At 36.7% G+C, this 21,961-nt stretch carries 21 protein-coding genes and 1 pseudogene; 16 read left to right on the forward strand and 6 right to left on the reverse strand.

The window, feature by feature from the left end; translation table 11 throughout:
• The first annotated feature begins 54 nt into the window (after positions 1-54).
• Positions 55-987: an IS5 family transposase gene (locus tag AC5YDH_RS08060; RefSeq protein WP_496116183.1), complete on the forward strand. Its 933-nt coding sequence runs from the start codon at positions 55-57 to the stop codon at positions 985-987.
• Positions 988-1,032: 45 nt separating this feature from the next.
• Here the strand turns inward: AC5YDH_RS08060 and AC5YDH_RS08065 are convergent.
• The 3 genes and pseudogenes from AC5YDH_RS08065 to brnQ form a co-directional block, all read right to left on the reverse strand.
• Positions 1,033-1,320, reverse strand: a pseudogene (locus AC5YDH_RS08065) (alpha/beta hydrolase family protein); the annotation flags it as partial.
• A 190-nt stretch (positions 1,321-1,510) separates the two neighbouring features.
• Positions 1,511-1,750: a hypothetical protein gene (locus AC5YDH_RS08070; protein ID WP_496118408.1), complete on the reverse strand. Its 240-nt coding sequence runs from the start codon at positions 1,748-1,750 to the stop codon at positions 1,511-1,513.
• 370 nt (positions 1,751-2,120) lie between these two features.
• Positions 2,121-3,413 (reverse strand): branched-chain amino acid transport system II carrier protein, encoded by a 1,293-nt coding sequence (gene brnQ, locus AC5YDH_RS08075; RefSeq protein ID WP_496118410.1) that lies wholly within the window; start codon positions 3,411-3,413, stop codon positions 2,121-2,123.
• Between the two features lie 343 nt (positions 3,414-3,756).
• On the opposite strand from brnQ, the gene map reads away from it, so the two are divergent.
• Positions 3,757-4,551: a type I methionyl aminopeptidase gene (gene map / locus AC5YDH_RS08080; RefSeq protein ID WP_496118412.1), complete on the forward strand. Its 795-nt coding sequence runs from the start codon at positions 3,757-3,759 to the stop codon at positions 4,549-4,551.
• Between the two features lie 72 nt (positions 4,552-4,623).
• On the opposite strand, the gene AC5YDH_RS08085 is transcribed toward map, so the two are convergent.
• A complete protein-coding gene (locus AC5YDH_RS08085; protein WP_496118413.1) occupies positions 4,624-5,523 on the reverse strand; it encodes a LysR family transcriptional regulator in 900 nt (299 codons plus the stop codon).
• A gap of 222 nt (positions 5,524-5,745) precedes the next feature.
• On the opposite strand from AC5YDH_RS08085, the gene AC5YDH_RS08090 reads away from it, so the two are divergent.
• Entirely contained in the window at positions 5,746-6,354 is a 609-nt protein-coding gene (locus AC5YDH_RS08090) for a carbonic anhydrase (protein WP_496118414.1), read from the forward strand.
• A 57-nt stretch (positions 6,355-6,411) separates the two neighbouring features.
• Complete coding sequence (locus AC5YDH_RS08095) at positions 6,412-6,741, forward strand: hypothetical protein (protein WP_496118416.1); 330 nt, start codon at positions 6,412-6,414, stop codon at positions 6,739-6,741.
• A 73-nt stretch (positions 6,742-6,814) separates the two neighbouring features.
• Here AC5YDH_RS08095 and glnG read toward each other — a convergent pair whose 3' ends face one another.
• Positions 6,815-8,296 (reverse strand): nitrogen regulation protein NR(I), encoded by a 1,482-nt coding sequence (gene glnG, locus AC5YDH_RS08100; RefSeq protein ID WP_496118418.1) that lies wholly within the window; start codon positions 8,294-8,296, stop codon positions 6,815-6,817.
• A complete protein-coding gene (glnL, locus tag AC5YDH_RS08105) occupies positions 8,283-9,392 on the reverse strand; it encodes a nitrogen regulation protein NR(II) (protein ID WP_496118420.1) in 1,110 nt (369 codons plus the stop codon). The genes glnG and glnL overlap by 14 nt, the downstream gene beginning before the upstream one ends.
• 348 nt (positions 9,393-9,740) lie before the next feature.
• Between glnL and rimO the strand changes: the two genes are divergently transcribed.
• The 12 genes from rimO to lpxA all read left to right on the forward strand — a co-directional run bounded on the left by rimO (position 9,741) and on the right by lpxA (position 21,923).
• The gene (rimO, locus tag AC5YDH_RS08110; RefSeq protein ID WP_496118422.1) at positions 9,741-11,084 is read left to right on the forward strand and encodes a 30S ribosomal protein S12 methylthiotransferase RimO; all 1,344 of its coding nucleotides are present in this window, start codon (positions 9,741-9,743) and stop codon (positions 11,082-11,084) included.
• 47 nt (positions 11,085-11,131) lie between these two features.
• Positions 11,132-11,860: a UMP kinase gene (gene pyrH, locus AC5YDH_RS08115; protein WP_496118549.1), complete on the forward strand. Its 729-nt coding sequence runs from the start codon at positions 11,132-11,134 to the stop codon at positions 11,858-11,860.
• A gap of 79 nt (positions 11,861-11,939) precedes the next feature.
• The gene (gene frr, locus AC5YDH_RS08120) at positions 11,940-12,494 is read left to right on the forward strand and encodes a ribosome recycling factor (RefSeq protein WP_496118424.1); all 555 of its coding nucleotides are present in this window, start codon (positions 11,940-11,942) and stop codon (positions 12,492-12,494) included.
• Between the two features lie 4 nt (positions 12,495-12,498).
• The gene (gene uppS / locus AC5YDH_RS08125; protein ID WP_496118426.1) at positions 12,499-13,251 is read left to right on the forward strand and encodes a polyprenyl diphosphate synthase; all 753 of its coding nucleotides are present in this window, start codon (positions 12,499-12,501) and stop codon (positions 13,249-13,251) included.
• Between the two features lie 3 nt (positions 13,252-13,254).
• Positions 13,255-14,079: a phosphatidate cytidylyltransferase gene (locus AC5YDH_RS08130; RefSeq protein ID WP_496118428.1), complete on the forward strand. Its 825-nt coding sequence runs from the start codon at positions 13,255-13,257 to the stop codon at positions 14,077-14,079.
• Positions 14,080-15,270, forward strand: a complete 1,191-nt coding sequence (gene ispC / locus AC5YDH_RS08135; RefSeq protein ID WP_496118430.1) for a 1-deoxy-D-xylulose-5-phosphate reductoisomerase — start codon at positions 14,080-14,082, stop codon at positions 15,268-15,270.
• A 12-nt stretch (positions 15,271-15,282) separates the two neighbouring features.
• A complete protein-coding gene (gene rseP / locus AC5YDH_RS08140) occupies positions 15,283-16,638 on the forward strand; it encodes an RIP metalloprotease RseP (RefSeq protein ID WP_496118432.1) in 1,356 nt (451 codons plus the stop codon).
• A gap of 39 nt (positions 16,639-16,677) precedes the next feature.
• Entirely contained in the window at positions 16,678-19,044 is a 2,367-nt protein-coding gene (gene bamA, locus AC5YDH_RS08145) for an outer membrane protein assembly factor BamA (protein ID WP_496118433.1), read from the forward strand.
• Between the two features lie 40 nt (positions 19,045-19,084).
• Complete coding sequence (locus tag AC5YDH_RS08150) at positions 19,085-19,570, forward strand: OmpH/Skp family outer membrane protein (RefSeq protein WP_496118435.1); 486 nt, start codon at positions 19,085-19,087, stop codon at positions 19,568-19,570.
• A 3-nt stretch (positions 19,571-19,573) separates the two neighbouring features.
• On the forward strand, positions 19,574-20,647 hold the full coding sequence (lpxD, locus tag AC5YDH_RS08155; RefSeq protein ID WP_496118436.1) for a UDP-3-O-(3-hydroxymyristoyl)glucosamine N-acyltransferase: 1,074 nt from the start codon (positions 19,574-19,576) through the stop codon (positions 20,645-20,647).
• 5 nt (positions 20,648-20,652) lie between these two features.
• The gene (gene fabZ, locus AC5YDH_RS08160; RefSeq protein ID WP_496118550.1) at positions 20,653-21,138 is read left to right on the forward strand and encodes a 3-hydroxyacyl-ACP dehydratase FabZ; all 486 of its coding nucleotides are present in this window, start codon (positions 20,653-20,655) and stop codon (positions 21,136-21,138) included.
• Positions 21,135-21,923 (forward strand): acyl-ACP--UDP-N-acetylglucosamine O-acyltransferase, encoded by a 789-nt coding sequence (gene lpxA, locus AC5YDH_RS08165; RefSeq protein ID WP_496118438.1) that lies wholly within the window; start codon positions 21,135-21,137, stop codon positions 21,921-21,923. The genes fabZ and lpxA overlap by 4 nt, the downstream gene beginning before the upstream one ends.
• Positions 21,924-21,961 lie beyond the last annotated feature (38 nt).

The following is a 21,961-nucleotide window of genomic DNA, read 5'->3' on the forward strand; positions in this document are numbered from 1 at the left end:
GGCTTTGTTGCACAAACCTAGCATGGAAGGCTTATTCAGCAATATAATTTCAAAATGAATAAACCTGCCCCTAAAATCTATCGTACAACCAATTGGTCATCCTATAATCGAGCCTTAATCAACCGGGGTAATATTTCCATTTGGTTTGATCCAAAGACCCAGTGGTATGCACAATCACAAGGCAAGCAAGGTCGAAATCAGACCTACTCCGATACAGCGATTCAATGCTGCTTAATGATCAAATCTCTATTTCGACTCTCTTTACGTATGGTCACAGGTTTTGTTCAAAGTCTGATTAAACTCTCTGGATTAGATTGGACAGCGCCGGATTACACTACGCTTTGCAGAAGACAAAAACATATTGATATTGCGATTAGCTATGAAAAAAGTAGTGATGGTCTGCATCTACTCGTAGACTCTACTGGTTTGAAGTTTCTAGGTGAAGGTGAATGGAAATGCAAGAAACATGGGGCTGAATATCGTCGTCAATGGCGTAAGCTGCATATTGCTATAGATGCTAAAACTCTTCAAATACGTGCTGTACAGCTCACTACAAATGATGTTGGTGATTCTCAAGTACTTGAAGATTTACTTTCTCAAATTCCCTTGGATGAGAAAATTGATTCTGTTTATACAGATGGTGCTTATGACACAAAGCATTGCCGACAAGTCATTTTAGATCGAGATGCACATGCGATCATTCCACCGAGGAAAAATGCAAAGCCTTGGAAAGATCAGCAAGCGAGGTCTATCGAGCGGAACGAGTTATTAAAGACAGTCAAACGTCTAGGTAGATCGCTTTGGAAAAAGTGGTCTGGTTATCACCGTCGGAGTTTGGTTGAAACGAAGATGCATTGCATCAAATTATTAGGCGATAAATTAACAGCAAGGAGTTTTCCTAGTCAGGTGAATGAGATCCACGCACGCATGGCAGTCTTGAATAAATTCACAGAATTAGGTCGTCCTCATACCCAAGTTGTCTCTTAAATTTGGCTCACCTAGGGGAGCTCAGCCTTTCAAGCCTTTATGCAACAAAGCCGCAGGAATATCAAGTTGTCCCCATTGTACAATGCTGGCTTTTGAGTTTTTGAGATGTCCGTGTAACGAATCACCAATTCCCCGAAAATCGAAACTTAATACGTTATAACCTTGTTCACTTAACCACTGTGCAAATGGGTGGTAGAAATTTTTTGTGATACCTGTGGCAGGACAAATTAAAATAGGAAAATTGTTGCTAGTATTGTTTGTTGATGGGTAAAAGCGTCCTGATAAAACATAGTTATCTTTACACTTAATTTTAATATCTTCAGATGCAGTCATAGTGTTTCTTTAATGGGAAAGAGATAATGACAATTAATGTACACAAGTTATAAGAGGAAGCTCAGTCATTTTTTTGACTTAGGAGGTCAGTTATTTGATTAAGTTGAAATTTTAAAAATAGAAAATATAATTTTTATAATAGTTGTGAATGTTTTTTTACTTTTAAAGATGGATGCTTAGCATCCACCTTTTAATCAGAAGTTTGGCTTTTGAGTGTTTTTCGACATTTGTGGTCTGCAAGATTCCACATGGCAAAAGCGAGTGATACGACAAAGGCATAGACGAAGAACTCAGGTTTTAAGTTTCCTTGAATCATTCCATGTAGCGCTAAAATCATCATAAGAGCAAACGTGGTGCTTAAATAAGTCACCATGTGTTTCGTTTTAAGCATATTAATGAAGACTGCTTTATTTAAAAATGGAGAAAACATTTTCAGGCCTCCTTAGGGTGTTGTTAATTCATAGTATTTTTATCGGGTTTTGATTGACAACTATATCACTTTTTTGCTGGTATTTCAATAGGTGATACTACTATTTACTGAGTAAATGATACTTATCTGTTTGGGTAAAGACGTATAAGTGTTTACTTAATGTGAATACAGAGTTAAGAAATCATTTATAACTTAAAAGCAGGATACGTGCCAAATTTATTAGATTAAAGTCTAAATTTTTATATTAAAAAAGGTTTTGGATTGTGATCTATAAGCAATAATTGCCTGTTTGGATAAAACGAGGCAGTTATTGGCTATATGAAAAATAGTATTTGGGTAAAATTCTATTTCTTAGAAAAGTTAATGTTGATTATTTTTTAACTTTATCGATCACAATGCAAATAACGAGTACACATAGAGATGGTATTAACCATGCTAAATTTTGTGCACTTAAAGGTAGGTGAGTTAAGGCATCAGGTAAGAATTGTTCAAAGCCCGCAACTTTTAAGCCGTCCGCTATACCAAATAACAAAGCAATTGCTGTTACAGGTGTAATTACGCGTGATGGGTTATTAAAGAACTTCCAGCAGAAACCTAAAAGAATAACGACAATAGCAGGAGGGTAAATTGCACTTAAAACTGGTACCGAGAAAGCAATAAGCTTTGTCAAACCTAAGTTGGAAATAACGAATGAGAAACCAACTAAAATGAACACCCAAGCTTTATAAGAGATCTTTGTGATTTGAGAGAAATATTCTGAACATGCACATGTTAAGCCAATTGCTGTAACCATACATGCAATAAAGATCATCGCACTTAAGAAAATAGAGCCGAAGTCACCAAATGCGTGTTGAACATATGCGTGTAGGATAACCGCACCATTTGTTGCATTTGCTGCTACATCATGACTCCCTAAACCAAGTTTGAATAAGCTGAGATAAACAAGGGTTAAGCCAATACCTGAAATAATACTTGCGATAACAGCATATTTGGTTGTGAGTTTTGCATCTGTTACGCCACGTGAGCGGATTGCATTAATAATCACAATACCAAAAACTAAAGCACCAAGAGTATCCATGGTTAAATAACCATTTACAAAACCTTCTGAAACTGGGCTTTCTATATAATTACCAATTGCAGGTGGAATAGTTCCTGCTGGAATTAAAAATGCAGCAACACCTAGAATAACTAAAGAAAGAATTTTTAATGGAGATAAAAAATAACCAATAGTATCTAAGATTTTGTTTGGGTATAAAGAAACAAGTGTTACAAGTGAAAAATAAATTGCACTATAAATAAGCAAGCTTGATGCAGAAGTACCAAAATAAGAAGAGAAACCAATTTCATAAGAAACTGTCGCTGTACGTGGCGTTGCAAAAAGCGGACCAACAGCTAAATAACATGAAATTGTTAAAATTAAGCTTGCTACTTTACCTAAAGGAGAACTTAATTTTTCAATTGAACCTTCAACACGTGAAAGAGCAATAATTGTGATAACAGGTAAGCCAACTGCTGTGATTAAGAAACCAAAAGCTGCTAACCAAACGTGTTCACCAGCTTGTTGTGCCACGATAGGTGGGAAAATAATGTTGCCTGCACCGATAAATAGTGCAAAGGTCATGAAACCTAAGGCAATAATATCCCGTGTACGTAAATTCGTCATGAAGGAGATCGGTTAATAACAAAAAGGGCGATTTTAGAGGAATAAACTCTTATTTTCTAATCAAAATATATTGAAAAATGAGGGCTTTTAGTGTGCGAAATATAAAATAAAACTATTAATAAAATGATGTTTAAATTATCTGTATGATTTTAAATTGTTAATTAAATAAAATTAAATATTGTTTCGATATTTTCTTATAAAAATGAATTGAAATATATTTTGTAAAAAAAGGTTAAGTGTTTAAAAACCAATCATCAGATGTATTTGATAATTTGAGGGTGTATCTCACATACGTATTTAAAAGGTTTATAATAAGTATTCACTTAATTTTGGACATAAAGAAATGCGAGCTTCCGCTGTTAAAATTAAAACTGAGCAAGATATAGAAAAGTTGCGTATTTCGGGGCGACTTGCTGCACAAGTTTTAGCGATGATAGGGGAATATGTAAAACCGGGTGTCACGACTGAATATTTAGATGATATTTGTAACGATTATATTGTAAATACACTAAAAGTTATTCCAGCCAATGTTGGTTATTATGGATATACAAAAACTACGTGTATTTCTGTAAATGAAGTCGTGTGTCATGGTATTCCATCTGTAAAAACAGTTCTGCAAGATGGTGATATTATTAATATTGATGTCGCAATTATTAAAGATGGTTATTTTGGCGATACAAGCCGTATGTATTATGTTGGTAGTGTTTCTCCTGCTGCAAAAAAACTATGTGATACGACTTATGAGGCAATGGTTGCTGGTATTCATGCTGTTAAGCCGGGTGCAACATTAGGTGATATTGGTTTTGCTATTCAATCTGTTGCACATAGAGATGGTTATACTGTTGTACGTGAATATTGTGGTCATGGTATTGGTACTACTTATCATGAGCAACCGAGCGTTTTACACTATGGTCAAGCTGGTCAGGGCATGATTCTTAAAAAAGGAATGGTGTTTACTATCGAGCCGATGATTAACGCAGGTAAATCTGGTGTTAAAGAGCTTAAAGATGGTTGGACTGTAGTAACTAAAGATCGCTCATTGTCAGCGCAATGGGAGCATATGGTTGTTGTAACCGATACAGGTTTTGAGTTATTAACACCATGGCCTGAAGGTGTAGGTTCTTATCTTGAAATTTAAAAAATAATTTAGCTTTTTATTTAAAAAGCCCATCAAGGATGGGCTTTATTTTGTTTCATGGGTGATATTAATTTAGTGCTTACTAAGCTGCTCAACAAGATAATCAATAAATACACGAACAGCAGGAAGTAAACCACGTTTAGATGGATATACTGCATGAAAAATACCATGTTGGGCTTTCCAATCTGGTAAGACACGTACTAGTTTTCCGCTTTGTACGTAATCGCTTGCAATACTATCTGGTAATAATGCTACACCACAATTTTGGCTGGTCAGTTGGGCTAGCATGAGTAAGTCGGAACCCATAATGGTTGGGTTGACCTTAATTTTTTTCTGTTCATTTTTACTATTGTGAACAGTAATAAATTGATCTAAATGTTCATCTGCCATGCTTAAAATTTGATGTTCCGCTAAGTCTTCAGGTTTTTTTAGCTCACCATGCTGATTTAAGTAGGCTTGAGTTGCAAATAGATGTTGCTCAATGGTGGCGAAGCGACGTAATACTAAACTAGGGTCATCATCTAAACTCGAGCGAACACGTAAAGCAATATCAAACCCTTCATTTATGATGTCAACTCTACGGTTGGTCACCATCATTTGTAGTTTGATTTCAGGATACTTTTTAATAAAATGGGGAAGTATTTTTGCCATTTCATTTTGTGCGATGGTAACGGGCACACTTATTTTAATGACGCCTCTAGGTTCGGCACTTAAATGATCTACAAGGTCATGTGCAGCTTGAGCTGCATTTAGCATGACTTGTGTGTGACGATAGATATTCATTCCAATATCGGTTACTGCGAAATGGCGAGAACTACGTTGAATAAGACGAACACCTAATCGCTCTTCAAGATTGTAAACACGACGACTTAATTTTGATTTTGGAATGTCGGTTGCACGTTCGGCGGCGCTAAATCCACCATGTTCTACAACGACAGAAAAGCAAAAAAAATCATCTAAATCCGTGAGCATTTTAATATTCTCTTTATGCAACAATAAGACTATTAAATTTTTATTGTTCTATAAAGTCAATTTTTAATTGGTAAATTTTTAAAGTAATTACAATTTTTTTTAATGGCTAAAATGTAAGAAAGCGATGCACTTATGTTTTAAATAGTGTGTTTTAGCAGGATTTATTTGTTGCTTAATTTACTTATCTCTAATATGCGGTGATTTTATTTTGTAGTTCTCATTATGCGTTACACGGCAGAGCAAGCTTTAAATATTTTGATAGAAGGTAATCGTAAATTTTGTTCAGGGGAAATAGCTACTCACTGCTTTGAAAATGCACAACAAATTATGAAATCTGACCAATCTCCAAAAGTTGTGATATTAAGCTGTTCGGATTCTAGGGTATTGCCAGAGCAAATATTTTCACAAGGTTTTGGTGATGTATTTGTGATTCGAGTTGCTGGAAATATTGCAAAATCATCTCAAATTGGGAGTATTGAGTATGCTGTAAAGCAATACGAAATTCCGCTTGTTGTTGTGTTGGGGCATAGTGATTGTGGGGCAATTACCTCAACGATTAATGCAATACATGATTTAGATCATGTATTGCCAGAAAATTTACAGCATATTGTAGATGATATTAAACCTACGGTTATGAGTGTTTATGAAAATAATAAGACAGCAGCATTATGTGAAATTGCGAAGTTAGCTATTAAAGAAAACGCCATGAATATTGTGAATGGATTATGTGAAAACTCTAGTTTTCTTAAAAATCGTGTTGAGTGTATGCAATTAAAAATTGTTGCAGCTACGTTTAGTATGGATACGGCAGTGGTTGAATTCTTTAATTAAGTTTTGTTATAGATTCTTTTATACTATTGCACATTCAAATTTTTTGCTGTGACTCAAATGGCTTATCAACTTATTCAAACCAATATAAATGCAACAGATAATATTACATGTCCTCATTGCCAGCATGCTGTGATTGACTGGTCTGAAGAGCAATATGTTCAGCCATGTGAACATGTTTTGTTTATTGCGATGGATTTAGGTTTTGAATATATTTCAGATGAATTTGAGCAAAGTATGTCTCGTAGTGTAGATGAAATTCATGCACATGATGATCAGCTTAATATGTTTAAAGAATTAACGGAAACAAACTATCCAAATTATATGATTTATCAAAGTGACTTAGGTGCTCAAAATCTTTCTAGATATGTGGGCTTTGTTCAAGCTTAATAGATTACTAGTTAAAATTTTAAATAAATAAAAAAGCTCCATTAAGGAGCTTTTTTATTTATCGGAGATGATGTTAATTCGATGTTTCGACTTCCTCCTCAACATCATCATCTGTGGTATCCATACCAAGTTCTTTTAATTTTCGAGTAAGAGTATTGCGCCCCCAGCCAAGTAATTCGGCAGCATGGCGTTTACGACCACGTGTTTGTTGCAGTGCTGCATTAATGAGTGAGCGTTCAAACATAGGAATGGCAATGTCTAAAATCTTCATTTCACCATTTTGAAGCTTTTGACCTGCCCACTGACCCAATAACTCATCCCAGTGATGAATAGTAATGCGCTCAATATTTGGTGGAATTTCACCTTCAGGCATTTTGTTCAATGGAATTTGTTTGAGCTCGGAAGGTAAATCTTCAGGATAAACCTCTCGACCTGTAATCATGACGGTTAACCAACGACATGTGTTTTCAAGCTGTCGCACGTTACCCGGCCAAGGCAGTTTTTGAATGTATTCTTGTGTTTCTTGACGTAAGATTTTTGGGCTTACTCCAAGTTCTTTGCCTGCACGTGCAAGGAAGTGCTGTGCGAGCATAGGGATATCTTCACTGCGATGTGCAAGTTTTGGAATATGAATTCGAATAACGTTTAAGCGGTGATATAAGTCTTCACGGAAACGTCCATCATGCACTAGTTTTTCTAAGTCTTGATGTGTTGCTGCAACAATACGGACATCAACTTTTACAGGAATGTGTCCGCCAACGCGGTAGAACTCACCATCTGCTAAAACGCGTAATAGACGTGTTTGTGTTTCAAATGGCATATCGCCAATTTCATCTAAAAACAGCGTGCCACCATTAGCTTGTTCAAAACGCCCTTGACGTTGCGTATTCGCCCCCGTAAATGCACCTTTTTCATGTCCAAATAGTTCCGTTTCAATCAGATCTTTTGGAATGGCAGCCATGTTGAGCGCAATAAAAGGTTTGCTACTACGTGGAGAGTGGCGGTGAAGCGCATGTGCAACAAGTTCTTTACCTGTACCAGATTCGCCATTAATTAAAACGGTAATATGTGATTGTGATAAGCGACCAATTGCACGAAATACTTCCTGCATAGCAGGTGATTCACCAATAATTTCAGTTGACTGAATAGGCAATGTTGTTTTTGCAGATTCTTGTTGCTGTAATTTGGTAATGTGTAAAATTGCACGATTCACTAAAGCTAGCGCTTCGTCAATATCAAATGGTTTTGGTAAATACTCAAAAGCACCTGTTTGATAACTTGAAACTGCAGATTCTAAATCTGAATGCGCCGTCATAATAATGACAGGAAGGTCGGGGAAGTTAGCTTTAACTTTTCCTAAGAAAGTAAGACCATCGATACCTGGCATACGAATGTCAGTTAAAATGACATCGGGTGCTTCTAATGTAAGTTGATCTAAAGCAGATTGTGCTTCTTCAAAACTTGTAACATCAAAACCTTCTTCTCTAAATGTTTTTTCTAGTACCCAGCGCATGGCGCGATCGTCATCAATTACCCATATTTTATTTCGCGACATGATTCGACTCCCAAGGTAAATATAAGCTAAAGATTGTTTTTCCAGGAACTGATTGGCATTCAATCATTCCGTTATGTTGATGCATAATATTTTGTGCAATACTTAAACCAAGCCCAGTGCCTTTAGCACGACCTGTTACAAGTGGATAAAAAACGGATTCCACAATTTCTTCGGGGACACCAGGTCCATTATCTTCAATATCTATACGTACGGCAGAACGGTGCAATACACTGTTAATGGTTACCAAACGTTGAATTCTAGTTCTAAGAATAAGTTCGGGTTGGTGTTCTATAAAAAACTCTTTGTTTTCTGTTATGGCTTGGACAGCATTTGCACCTATGTTTAGCATGACTTGAATGAGTTGATCTCGATCTGCAAGTACATAGGGAAGTGATAGATCATAATCACGTGTAATTTTAATTTTCTTTTTGGTTTGATTGGCAATGAGTGAGCGAACACGCTCTAATGGCTCATGTATATTTGTTGGTTCATAACTTGGAAGTTGGCGTGAACCAAGCATGGTATCTGCAAGTGTGCGTAAACGATCTACTTCACTAATAATAATGTCAGTAAATTCTGCATATTGAGGATCGTTTAAACTACGTGCTAATAATTGTGTCGCGCCGCGAATTCCTGCTAGTGGATTTTTGATTTCATGTGCAACGCCACGTATTAACTGGCGAGCCACTTGGTGTTGTTGAATTAAATTTTCTTCTTTTGAAATTTTCAACATTCGATCAATTGGATTTAGTTCAATTAAAAGCAAAGGATGATAAGTTTTAGCATAATTAAGTAATGAGACAGAGTAATCAACGTGAATGTCTTTGAAGTTCACATTAATGGTTGCTTCACGACGCGTGTAGGGTTGCCCTGTACGAATAGAGTTATTTAAGGCTTCTTTGGTGTTAAATTCATCGCTTGGAACATGAAGTAAATTAAGAACAGGCTGACCTTCAGCGCGTAATAAACTAATATCAAACAAAGCTTCGCAAGATGAGTTGAGATAAAAAATATTAAGATTACTGTCGACAAGTAGAATGGCTGTTGCCAAGTTATCTACCAACAAACGATAGTCGATAGTTGAGTCTTGATCCATTTGTTATAAAGTCCTGTTTGAATAATGCTTAAGCATCTTCGTAAAGCAATAATTTTGAATGAAGAACATTAATTGAGCCAAATTACTGCAACATCTGCGCCAACTTGTCTAAATTGGGCATAAATTGTTGCTAAAAACATAAAACCGCCCTGAAATTGTTCTTATTTAAAAAGGTATAGCGGATAGGCTGAATAATGTAAATAGCTTATGCACAATAATGGTGCGTGTGTGAATATGTGTTTATTTTTATGGCTGTATTTTGGTGCGACATGTAAAGAGTGGGCTTTATAACTATTTTTATCTTCAGAAAAGACATACAATATGCGCATTCTAGTGGAGCGCAGATTCATGAAATCCCCCAAAGTCGGTTTTGTTTCTTTAGGTTGTCCTAAGGCATTGGTAGATTCCGAACGAATTTTAACTCAGTTAAAGACTGAAGGTTATGATGTAGCGTCAGATTATGACGGTGCGGATTTAGTTGTTGTAAATACCTGTGGTTTTATTGAATCTGCAGTGCAAGAGTCTTTAGACGCAATTGGCGAAGCCATGAGTGCAAATGGTCGTGTTATTGTGACAGGCTGTTTGGGTAAAGACGAAGACAAAATTCGCCAAATGCATCCAAATGTATTAAAAGTTACAGGTGCGGCGGCATATCAAGAAGTGATGGAAGCTGTGCACGAATATGTGCCTGAGCCACCAAAACATAATCCATTTATCGATTTAGTTCCAGAGCAAGGCATTCGCCTTACGCCTAAACATTATGCTTATTTGAAGATTTCAGAAGGCTGCAACCATCGTTGTACATTCTGTATTATCCCAAGTATGCGTGGTGATTTGGTTTCTCGTCCTGTTGGTTCTGTATTAAGCGAAGCACAAGCATTAAAAAATGCGGGTGTAAAAGAAGTATTAGTGATCTCCCAAGATACTTCTGCTTATGGTTTAGATACCAAGTACAAACTGGATTTTTGGAATGGTCAGCCTGTTAAGACTAAATTCTTCGACATGTGTGAAGCTTTAGGTCAGTTAGGTATTTGGGTTCGTTTACATTATGTATACCCATATCCGCATGTAGATGCTGTTATTGATCTAATGGCACAAGGTAAAATTTTGCCTTACTTGGATATTCCTTTCCAGCACGCAAGTCCAAAAGTATTAAAACTTATGAAGCGACCTGCTCATAGTGAAAATACTTTAGATCGTTTAAAAGTTTGGCGTGAAAAATGTCCTGATCTTGTTATTCGTTCAACATTTGTTGTTGGCTTCCCAGGTGAAACTGAAGAAGATTTCCAAATGTTATTGGATTGGTTGAAAGAAGCACAGTTAGATCGTGTTGGTTGCTTTACGTATTCACCTGTAGAAGGTGCAACGGCAAATGACTTGCCTGATCATGTGCCTGAAGAAATCAAACAAGAGCGTTATGAGCGTTTCATGCAAGTTCAGCAAGAAATTTCAGCCGCTAAACTTCAAAAACGTATCGGTCAAATTATGACTGTGCTTGTAGATGATTTGGAAGAAGAGTTTCCAGTTGCTGTAGCACGTTCTTATGCAGATGCACCAGAAATTGATGGTAATGTTTTTGTTGAAGATATCGACAAGACACAAATCAAAGCGGGTGATTTACTTGAAGTTGAAATTACTGATGCAGATGAGTATGACTTGTTTGCTAAGTTAATTCGCATCAAATCTGCCTAATAAAGTTAAATATAAAAATAGTTTGTAAAGAATCGGAGCTTTTTATGATGTTGGATTCAAAAAAACCACGTTATGCACGTATCTTATTGAAGCTATCAGGTGAAGCACTTGCTGGTAATAAAGATATGGGTATCGATGCACAAGTACTCGATCAAATGTCGTTATCTATTGCTCACTTAGTGGGTTTAGGTGTTCAAGTCGGTATTGTTGTTGGTGGTGGTAATTTATATCGCGGTAGCCAATTACAAAAAGACGGCTTGGTTGGTCGTGTAACAGGTGACCAAATGGGTATGCTTGCAACTGTTATGAATGGTTTGGCATTGCGTGATGCGTTGGTACGCCGTAACATCAAAACACGTTTAATGTCTGCATTACCAATTGGTGCGGTTGTTGAACAATACTCAAGCCGTGATGCAATTCGTCATTTAACGCAAGGCGAAGTATGTGTATTTGTTGCAGGTACGGGTAATCCATTCTTCACAACAGATACAGCAGCATGCTTACGTGGTATCGAGATTGAAGCAAACTTAATCTTGAAAGCAACTAAAGTTGATGGCGTATACAACAAAGATCCAAGTAAATTTGATGATGCTGTTAAATACGATACTTTAACATTTGACCAAGTGTTAGATGAGAAATTAGGTGTGATGGATTTAACGGCAATTTGTTTATGTCGTGATCACCATGTACCACTTCAAGTATTTGACATGAATAAATCAGGTTCTCTACTTTCAGTTGTAATGGGCGAAAAAGAGGGTACTCACGTTACGAATTAATGTACGTGAGCCTGAAAGCTCTTTATACTACAAGCTATTTTGAAATTACATCTTTTAAGAATTTAGTAAGGAAGATCATATGATTAACGATCTTAAAAAAGACGGCGAACAACGCATGCATAAGACTCTCGAGTCTTTAGATCAAGGTTTTGCTAAAGTACGTACAGGTCGCGCGCATCCATCAATTCTAAATGGTGTAATGGTACCGTATTATGGTTCAGACGTACCTTTGAACCAAGTAGCAAACGTGGGTGTTGAAGATTCACGTACATTGTTAGTTCAACCATTTGAACGCACAATGGTTTCTGCAATTGATAAAGCCATTCGTGAATCAGATTTGGGCTTAAACCCAATTACTGCTGATGCGATTCGTGTACCACTTCCAGCATTGACTGAAGAAACACGTAAAGACATGCAAAAAGTTGCACGTTCAGAAGCTGAAAATGCAAAAGTTGCACTTCGTAACATCCGTCGTGATATTTTGGGCGATGTGAAAGCATTGTTGAAAGAAAAAGAAATTTCTGAAGATGATGAACGCCGTGCAGGTGATGATGTTCAAAAAATGACAGATAAATTCGTAGCAGAAGTAGATTCACGCTTAGCTGCGAAAGAAGCAGAATTAATGAAGGTCTGATTAAATGACCCAAGTTGAAGACTATTTATATCTTCCGAAACATGTTGCCGTTATTATGGACGGCAACAATCGTTTTGCTAAAAAAAATCAATTGGATACAGGTGGTGGACACCGTGAAGGTAAAAATGTCCTAGATCCAATTGTAGAGCACTGCCGTAAAAGAAATATTCAGGCACTGACGGTTTTTGCTTTTTCAAGTGAAAATTGGAATCGCCCTCAATTTGAGGTGGATTTACTCATGCAATTGTTGGAAGATACAATTCTTGAGCAGATTCCACGTATGGAAGAATTTAATATTTCCTTGCGTTTTATTGGGGATAGGTCTCCTTTATCTCCTAAATTACGCGACCTTATGTTGCAAGCTGAAGAAAGGACTGCTAAGTTCGACAGTATGACTTTAACTATTGCAATTAGTTATGGTGGTATGTGGGATATGGCGCAAGCGGCAAAGCAAATAGCCCTTGATGTCCAAAATGAAAAATTAAAAATAAATGACATCGATACAGATCTTTTTGGTCAGTATGTAAGTTTAAGTGATTTGCCTGCGGTGGATTTACTCATTCGAACAGGTGGTGATTATCGTTTATCTAATTTCTTATTGTGGCAAGCAGCGTATGCTGAATTATATTTCACAAAAACATTATGGCCTGAATTTACTGTTGAAGAATTCGATGTTGCGATAGCAGAGTTTGTAAGTCGTGAACGTCGTTTTGGTAAAACATCAGAGCAAGTTCAACAAAAAAATTTCGAGAATTAATACATGTTAGAGCGGATTATTACCGCATTGGTTTTGGTTGCTGTGGTTTTAAGTTGTATGTTTGCAACGCAATCACATTACCCAATGCTTGTGCTAATGATTGTTGCTGCTGGGGTTGCAGGGTATGAGTGGTTTAAGCTTATGCCAAGAAGCTCTACAAATGTAATTAAGCCAATAGCTTGGGGCTTTGGTATTGTTACTGCTGCACTATCTACTCTTGCTCTCTATTACAGTGAAATTGCACTGTTGCTATGGATAGCATCAATTTTTATTTGGGTACTAAGTATTCATTGGGTGAAGTCTTATCCTGAATATGATGGTTGGTACAATGCAAGCCTTAAATTGATTGGTTTTGTATTAATTTCTGCTGCAATCACCGCAATTTTCTCTGTATGGGATAGTTCACCTTGGTGGCTTATGTACCTATTCTTATTGGTATGGGGTGCCGATAGTGGAGCGTATTTTGTTGGGCGTAAATTAGGAAAGCGTAAACTTGCACCACATGTAAGTCCAAATAAATCTATTGAAGGATTATTGGGTGGTGTATTTGTTTCAATGGCTATTATTGTGGTTGTTGAAGCAATTTATCTTGATTTAACGATTGCACAACATATTTTATTTTTAATTCTTTCAGTCCTTACAGTTTTTAGTTCGGTATTGGGAGATTTATTAGAATCTATGATTAAACGTCGTGCTGGTATTAAAGATTCAGGTCGTATTTTACCAGGTCATGGTGGTGTATTAGATCGAATTGATTCTTTGCTTGCAGCAGCTCCTGTGTTCGCAGCAGGTATGTATGTTTTAAAACTTATTGGCGTAGATTTATAAATGTCTCAAACTGTTTGTATATTAGGTGTTACAGGTTCAATTGGTCAAAGTACTTTAAAAATACTGCAACAACATCCAGATCAATATTCTGTTTTTGCAGTGACTGCATATAGTCGAATTAATGAGCTTGTAGAAATATGTAAACAGTTTCATCCTAAAATTGCTGTAGTTCCTACGCAAAAAGTAGATGAATTAAGAGAAAAATTAAAAGCTGAAAATTTATCTGATATTGAAATTTTATCTGATGAAGCAGGTTTAATTGCTGTTGCAGAGCATCCATCTGTGGATGTGGTTATGGCTGCAATTGTAGGTGCTGCTGGTTTAATGCCAACTTTGGCTGCTGTAAAGGCGGGTAAACGAGTATTACTTGCAAATAAAGAAGCTTTGGTGATGTCTGGCGATATCATGATGCAAACAGCACGTGAATCTAATGCTTTGCTTTTACCTGTAGATTCAGAACATAACGCAATTTTTCAAAGCCTACCGCAAAATTACCTACAAGCTGAGCGTAATGGGAAACCAAAGCAGGGTGTTTCTCAAATACTCCTTACAGCTTCGGGTGGTCCTTTTTTAAATCACACTCTAGAACAGTTGGCATCTGTTACGCCTGCACAGGCCTGTAAGCACCCTAATTGGTCTATGGGTCAAAAAATATCTGTTGACTCTGCAACTTTAATGAATAAAGGCTTAGAGCTGATAGAAGCTTGTCATCTGTTTGCGATTGAAGAACAATTTGTTACAGTTGTCATTCATCCACAAAGTATTATTCATTCATTAGTTCAATATGTGGATGGTTCAACTTTGGCGCAAATGGGTAATCCTGATATGTGTACGCCTATTGCTCATGCTTTAGCATGGCCTGAGCGTATTCAGACACATGTGCCACCGCTTAACTTATTTGTTAATAATCAGTTGAATTTTCAAGAGCCTGACACCTTTCGTTTTCCTGCACTAAATTTAGCAAGACAAGCGATGAAAGTGGGTGGTCTAGCACCAGCTATTTTAAATGCAGCAAATGAAATTGCGGTTGCTGCATTTTTGGCAAGTAAAATAAAATTTACGGAAATACCTAAAATCGTTGAAAAAACATTGGACAATATTGCAAATGGATCTGCGGATTCAATTGAAACAATTTTACAAATTGATCAACAAGCTCGTATAGTTGCTGAAAAGTTTGTGGTTGGTTATTAAAGGAAGAATAAGATGAGTGCTATTTTTATAATCGTCGCTGCTATTTTATTACTTGGTCCTTTAATTGCGATTCATGAATTTGGTCATTATTTTGTAGCACGAAAATTAGGTGTTAAGGTTCTTGTCTATTCAATTGGTTTTGGTCCAACGCTTTTAAAATGGACTTCAAAAAAATCAGGTATTCAGTATCAGTTGTCGGCATTACCTTTGGGTGGCTACGTCAAAATGTTAGACGAGCGAGAAGGTAATGTTGCAGAAGAAGATTTACCCAAAGCATTTAATCGACAGCATCCTTGGAAGCGCATAGCCATTGTTGCTGCAGGACCATTAATTAATTTAGCTTTTGCTGTGTTTTTATTTTGGATTTTATTCTTACCCTCACAAGAACAGTTGAATACTCGAGTAGGAAGCATTGCTCCAAATTCTCCTGCGGCAACTGTTAAAATGCAAGTGGGCGATAAAATTACAGCGATTGATGGGACAGATGTTACATCATGGGAAAAGTTGAATTTTGCACTTGTGGACCGCGCGGGTGAAACAGGTGTTATTAGTGTTGATGCCGATAGAGCGGGACAAGCACAGAATTTCAAGTTACCTATTCAAGACTTTTTAAAAGATCAAAGCAAATCACCTTTAGATACTTTAGGCTTTACGCCATATCGACCACATATTGCTGCGGTTATTACTAAATTAAGTGATGATGGTGCTGCAATTCGTCAGGGTATGAAAGAAGGCGATAAAATTGTTGCAATTGATCACGTTAAAATGAATGATTGGTTTGATGTTGTGCGAGTTGTACAAGCATCTCCTGAAAAGTTACTAAAAATTGATGTATTAAGACAGAATAAACTGGTTCATCTTGAAGTTATGCCTCAGGGTAAACGAGATAATATGGGAAATATTTCTGGTGTCCTTGGTGTACAAAGTGATCCTGGAAAGGTTAAAGTACCTGCTGAATATAAACAAATGATTCAATATTCTCCACTTGAAGCAATGACCATGGCGGTAGATAAGACCGGTCAAATTTCAGGGATGATTTTAAATTCAATTGTTAAAATGTTTCGTGGTTTAATTGGTTTGGATAATTTATCTGGTCCAATCACTATTGCGAAAGTTGCTGGGCAAAGTGCTGAAATGGGGTGGCAAACTTTTATTTCATTTATGGCGCTCATGAGTGTAAGTTTAGGTATATTAAATTTATTACCAATTCCTATGCTTGATGGTGGACATTTAGTTTATTATTTTATAGAACTAATTCGAGGTAAACCAGTTTCTGAACAAATACAAATAGTTGGTTTGAAAATTGGTATGGTATTGCTAGGGAGCATGATGCTCTTGGCGTTATTTAACGACTTTATGCGTTTATAAAAACGTGGATGATATAAATTAACATTGGAAAACACTGGCATGCATCACAAAAACCTTTTTATGCCTTTAGCACTTATCAGTGCGATGGCAGCAGCACAACAAGTATATGCAGCAAATGATTTTGTCGTTAGAGATATAAAAATAGATGGACTTGTTCGCTTAACGCCAGCCAGTGTTTATGGTTTGATTCCTGTAAATAGCGGTGATCGTGTGAATGATGCTGTTCTAGCAGACACGATTCGTTCTTTATATGCATCAGGTTTATTTGATGATATTAAGGTATCAAATGAAAATGATGTGCTGGTTTATAGTGTTGTAGAACGCCCAATTATTTCTAAAGTTGAATTCAAGGGTAACAAGCTTATTCCTAAAGAAGCCCTGCAAGAAGGCTTAAAGAAAATGGGAGTTGCTGAAGGTGAGGTTCTAAAACAATCTGTAATTCAAACGCTTGAATCAGAATTAACTCAGCAATATATGCAACAAGGTCGCTATGAAGCGAGTGTTAAAGTTATTACTACAGCACGTCCAAACAACCGTGTAGATTTAACGGTTGAATTTGTTGAGGGTAAGGCGTCTAAAGTCGTTGATATTAATATTATCGGTAATACTGTTTTTAAAGACGATGATATTAAACAAGTATTTGCTATTAAAGAAAGCGGTTGGAATTCGATTATTACGCGTAATGATCGTTATGCACGTGAAAAAATGGCTGCAAGTTTAGAGTCACTTCGCGCTTTATATTTAAACAAAGGTTACATTAATTTCAATATTAATAACTCTCATTTGAATATTAGTGAAGATAAGAAAAATATTTTTGTTGAAGTGTCTGTGGACGAAGGTGAGCAATTCAAATTTGCTGAAACTAAGTTTTTAGGTGATGCTCTTTTCTCTTCTGATGAATTGAAGGCGCTACAAATTTATAAAGATGGCGACATTTATTCGCAAGAAAAAGTAAATAATGTAAAGCAATTGCTACTGCGTAAATACGGCAATGCTGGTTATTACTATGCAGAAGTAAATGTTGTTCCTGAAATTAATAATGAAACAAAGCAAGTCGGCTTAAATTACTATATCAATCCAGGTCAGAAAGTTACAGTGCGTCGTATTAACTTCGCTGGTAATACTAAAACGGATGATCAAGTACTTCGTCGTGAAATGCGTCAAATGGAAGGCGCATTGGCAAGTAACGAGAAAATTGATTTATCTAAAGTGCGTTTAGAGCGTACGGGCTATTTCAAAACTGTTGATGTAAAACCTGAGCGTGTACCAGGTGCACCTGACCAGATCGATTTAAATGTTACTGTTGAAGAGCAACACTCAGGTACAAGTACATTGGCTGTTGGCTTCTCACAAAGCGGTGGTATGACCTACCAAGCGGGTTTAAGTCAAACGAACTTCTTTGGTACGGGTAATAGTGTTGCAATTGATTTATCTCGTTCGCAAACACAAGATTACTACAACTTAAGTGTTACTGATCCATACTTCACCATCGATGGTGTTCGTCGTGGATATAACATGTACTACCGTAAAACAAAATTAGATGATAAGTATAGTGTTCAAAACTATGTAACGGATAGTTTAGGTGGTGGTTTAACATTTGGTTATCCAATTGATGAAAACCAAAGCGTAAGTATGGGCTTAAATGTTGATCAAACTAAAGTTACGACTGGTGATAATGTTTCCATTTATGTACGTGACTATTTATTGGAAAATGGTGGTAAGGAAACTAGTGCTGGAAAATATAAAGGTGACTTCTTAACATTTAATGTAAATTTAGGATGGTCATACAATACTTTAAACCGCCCATTATTCCCAACATCGGGTACTTCACATCGTATTAATGTAGAGATTGCAACGCCAGGAAGTGATGTTGAATACCAAAAGTTAACTTATGATGCTCAAGTCTTTTTCCCATTAGGTAAAGATTTTGTTATCCGTGGTTATGGTAAGTTGGGTTATGGTAATGACTTACCATTCTATAAAAACTTCTATGCAGGTGGTTATGGCTCGGTACGTGGTTATGAAAATAGTACATTAGGTCCAAAATATCCATCTGTTAATGATAATTACTCTGAGGAAGTCGGGGGGGATGCGCTTATACAATTAGGCACAGAGCTTGCACTACCTGTTCCATTTAAAGGTGATTGGGCGCGTCAATTTAGACCAGTTATTTTTGCTGAAGGTGCCCAAGTTTTCCAAACTCAGTGTAATGTGCGAGGGGTAAGCTTAGAAATGTGTGAAGATAATAAGGGCATTAAGTTTGATGATATGCGTTATAGCGTAGGTGTTGGATTTACATGGATTACTATGATTGGTCCATTATCTCTGAGCTATGCATATCCACTCAATGATAAGTCTGGTGATGAAACAAAGAGCATTCAATTTGAAATTGGTCGTACTTTCTAAGTACGGCTAATATTATTATATTAATTTAGGATTTTAAAAAATGAAAAAAGTATTACTAGCATTGGCTTCAGGTTTGGTGTTTACAGCAGCACAAGCAGCAGATTACGGTGTAGTTGATGTTGAAAAAGTCGTACAAGGTAGTACTTATTTAAAGCAGCAACAAAGTAGCTTGCAGCAATCAATTAAGTCTCAAACAACTCAAATTGAACAACTTCAAAAAGATTTGGCAGGTATTCAACAAAAAGGTAATACGGCTAAAACTCAAGCTGAAATTGATACTTTAAAAGGGCAGTTTGAAGCAAAAGCTACTCAATTGAATTCTTTACAGCAACAAGTTCAGTCTAAAGTTCAATCAACTATGCAAGCAACAAATACAACATTTGAAACGCGTGTAAAAACTGCTGCTGAACAATTACGCAAAGAAAATAAATTGGACTTGGTTTTAAACAAAAATTCAGTACTTGCAGCTGACGCAGGCACTGACTTAACTGATAAAATCATTCAAAAGGTTAATGCAATTAAATAATTTATGAATCATCAATTTTATCGCTTAGATGCTCTTGCACAGCAAGTACAAGCGAAGGTGTTGGGACAGGCTGATCTTAAGTTTAAAGGATTGGCTAGTCTTGAAAATGCAAATGAACATCAGCTTGCGTTTGTAAATGGCGAGAAATACATTAATCAGGCGAAAGAATCAAAAGCTGGTGCCTTAATTGTGACATCAGCATATAAAGATTTGCTTGAGGGTTATCATTCTAATTTTTTAGTTGTAGATAGCCCGTATCTTGCATTTGCAATTTTGACACATGTATTTGAGCGTAAACAAATTGAGCGTGGTATTGAAAATACCGCGCAGATTCATCCTTCCGCAATAATTTCAGATACTGCATATATTGGTCACTATGTTGTGATTGGTGAAAATTGTGTTGTAGGTGATGATTCCATTATTCACTCTCATGTGAAAATTGATGATTTTGTTGAGGTTGGAAAAAACTGTTTTATCGACTCACATGTGACTTTAACGGGCGCATGTAAAATTGGTAATCGTGTTCGTATTCATGCAAATACGGTTGTTGGTGGAGAAGGTTTTGGTTTTGCTCCATATCAAGGAAAGTGGCATCGAATTGTACAATTAGGTTCAGTTGTTGTGGGTGATGATGTACGAATCGGATCAAATTGTAGTATCGATCGTGGTGCTTTAGATGACACTATTTTAGAAAATGGCGTCATTATTGATAACCTTGTGCAAGTTGCTCATAATGTGAAAATTGGAGCAAATACGGCAATTGCTGCAAAATGTGGTATTGCTGGAAGTACAACAATTGGCAAAAACTGTGTGCTTGCAGGTGCGGTTGGTATTGTTGGTCACATTAATATTGCCGATAATGTAACAATCACAGGAATGTCAATGGTGACAAATAATATTTCTAAAGCTGGTAGTTATTCATCGGGTACTGCGCTGATGGAGTCAAATTCCTGGAAAAAGGCCGCAGTTCGCTTTAAACAATTAGCAGATGTGCCATTGACCCAATTGGTCAAACGACTTGATCATATGCAATCACAAATTGAATCCCTTGAATCAACATTTAAATTGCGTAAATAACTATGATGACAGAGTCTAATACTACAACATTCACGATCCCGACATTACCAATGAACATTAATGTAATTCGTGAATATCTTCCACACAGATATCCTTTTTTACTTGTTGATCGTGTAACTGAGGTGACTGAAAATTCGATTGTTGGCTATAAAAATGTCACAATTAATGAAGAATTTTTTCAAGGACATTTCCCTGAATATCCTATTATGCCGGGTGTTCTTATTATTGAAGCATTGGCACAGGTGTCTGGTGTTTTAGGTTTTATCATGAATGATGAGAAACCAAGACCGGGTTCTTTGTTCTTATTTGCTGGTGCAGAGAAAGTTAGATTTAAGAAACAAGTGGTTGCTGGTGATCAACTTGTATTAAAATCTGAATTAGTGATGCAAAAGCGTGGCATTTACAAGTATCATTGTACTGCTTCAGTTGATGGTGTTGTTGCCGCAGCTGCAGAAATCATAATTTCACACCAAAGAACAGGGCAGGCATGAGTAATAACGAACTTATTCACCCAACGGCTATTATTGACCCATCTGCTGAAATTGCAGCAGATGTGCAAATCGGTCCATATTGTATTATTGGCCCTAAGGTTAGTATTGGCTCAGGCACAAAGTTACACTCACACGTTGTTGTTGGTGGGTATACGCGCATTGGAAAAAATAACGAAATTTTTCAATTTGCAAGTGTTGGGGAAGTTTGCCAAGACTTAAAATATGCTGGCGAAGAAACATGGCTAGAAATTGGTGATCATAACTCGATTCGTGAGCATTGCAGCTTACACCGAGGTACGATACAAGATAATAGCTTAACAAAAGTAGGTAGTTATAACCTACTTATGGTAAATACACACATTGCACATGACTGTGTAGTGGGAGATCATAATATTTTCGCAAATAATGTGGGTGTTGCAGGACATGTACATATAGGTGATTTTGTTATTATTGGCGGTAACTCTGGTATACATCAATTCTGTAAAATTGATTCTTATAGCATGATTGGTGGTGCATCTTTAATCTTAAAAGATGTTCCTGCTTATGTTATGGTGTCAGGCAATCCTGCGCATGCTTCTGCAATGAATGTTGAAGGTATGCGTCGTAAGGGATGGTCGAAAGAAGTTATTCAAGGGCTTCGTGATGCTTTTAAATTGATTTACAAAGCTGGTTTAACGACAACGGAAGCGGTTGAGAAAATTCGTAATGAAATTTTACCAACGGTTCCTGAAGTTCAGCGTTTTATTGATTCTGTAGAGCAATCTAAGCGTGGTATTGTCCGCTAATAGATGTTTTAAGAAATAAAAAAAGACACTTTTTAGTG

It is taken from the genome of Acinetobacter sp. FY683, assembly GCF_059515885.1.

Excerpts from the sequence above, each read along its gene's own strand:
- fabZ (WP_496118550.1), top strand. The coding sequence starts at position 20,653 with ATGACAGAGTCTAATACTACAACATTCACGATCCCGACATTACCAATG.
- AC5YDH_RS08070 (WP_496118408.1), bottom strand. The coding sequence starts at position 1,750 with ATGTTTTCTCCATTTTTAAATAAAGCAGTCTTCATTAATATGCTTAAA.
- AC5YDH_RS08150 (WP_496118435.1), top strand. The coding sequence starts at position 19,085 with ATGAAAAAAGTATTACTAGCATTGGCTTCAGGTTTGGTGTTTACAGCA.
- AC5YDH_RS08130 (WP_496118428.1), top strand. The coding sequence starts at position 13,255 with ATGTTAGAGCGGATTATTACCGCATTGGTTTTGGTTGCTGTGGTTTTA.
- uppS (WP_496118426.1), top strand. The coding sequence starts at position 12,499 with ATGACCCAAGTTGAAGACTATTTATATCTTCCGAAACATGTTGCCGTT.
- frr (WP_496118424.1), top strand. The coding sequence starts at position 11,940 with ATGATTAACGATCTTAAAAAAGACGGCGAACAACGCATGCATAAGACT.
- AC5YDH_RS08085 (WP_496118413.1), bottom strand. The coding sequence starts at position 5,523 with ATGCTCACGGATTTAGATGATTTTTTTTGCTTTTCTGTCGTTGTAGAA.
- AC5YDH_RS08095 (WP_496118416.1), top strand. The coding sequence starts at position 6,412 with ATGGCTTATCAACTTATTCAAACCAATATAAATGCAACAGATAATATT.
- glnL (WP_496118420.1), bottom strand. The coding sequence starts at position 9,392 with ATGGATCAAGACTCAACTATCGACTATCGTTTGTTGGTAGATAACTTG.
- rimO (WP_496118422.1), top strand. The coding sequence starts at position 9,741 with ATGAAATCCCCCAAAGTCGGTTTTGTTTCTTTAGGTTGTCCTAAGGCA.
- ispC (WP_496118430.1), top strand. The coding sequence starts at position 14,080 with ATGTCTCAAACTGTTTGTATATTAGGTGTTACAGGTTCAATTGGTCAA.
- bamA (WP_496118433.1), top strand. The coding sequence starts at position 16,678 with ATGCATCACAAAAACCTTTTTATGCCTTTAGCACTTATCAGTGCGATG.
- lpxD (WP_496118436.1), top strand. The coding sequence starts at position 19,574 with ATGAATCATCAATTTTATCGCTTAGATGCTCTTGCACAGCAAGTACAA.
- rseP (WP_496118432.1), top strand. The coding sequence starts at position 15,283 with ATGAGTGCTATTTTTATAATCGTCGCTGCTATTTTATTACTTGGTCCT.
- brnQ (WP_496118410.1), bottom strand. The coding sequence starts at position 3,413 with ATGACGAATTTACGTACACGGGATATTATTGCCTTAGGTTTCATGACC.
- map (WP_496118412.1), top strand. The coding sequence starts at position 3,757 with ATGCGAGCTTCCGCTGTTAAAATTAAAACTGAGCAAGATATAGAAAAG.
- glnG (WP_496118418.1), bottom strand. The coding sequence starts at position 8,296 with ATGTCGCGAAATAAAATATGGGTAATTGATGACGATCGCGCCATGCGC.
- AC5YDH_RS08060 (WP_496116183.1), top strand. The coding sequence starts at position 55 with ATGAATAAACCTGCCCCTAAAATCTATCGTACAACCAATTGGTCATCC.
- lpxA (WP_496118438.1), top strand. The coding sequence starts at position 21,135 with ATGAGTAATAACGAACTTATTCACCCAACGGCTATTATTGACCCATCT.
- AC5YDH_RS08090 (WP_496118414.1), top strand. The coding sequence starts at position 5,746 with ATGCGTTACACGGCAGAGCAAGCTTTAAATATTTTGATAGAAGGTAAT.
- pyrH (WP_496118549.1), top strand. The coding sequence starts at position 11,132 with ATGTTGGATTCAAAAAAACCACGTTATGCACGTATCTTATTGAAGCTA.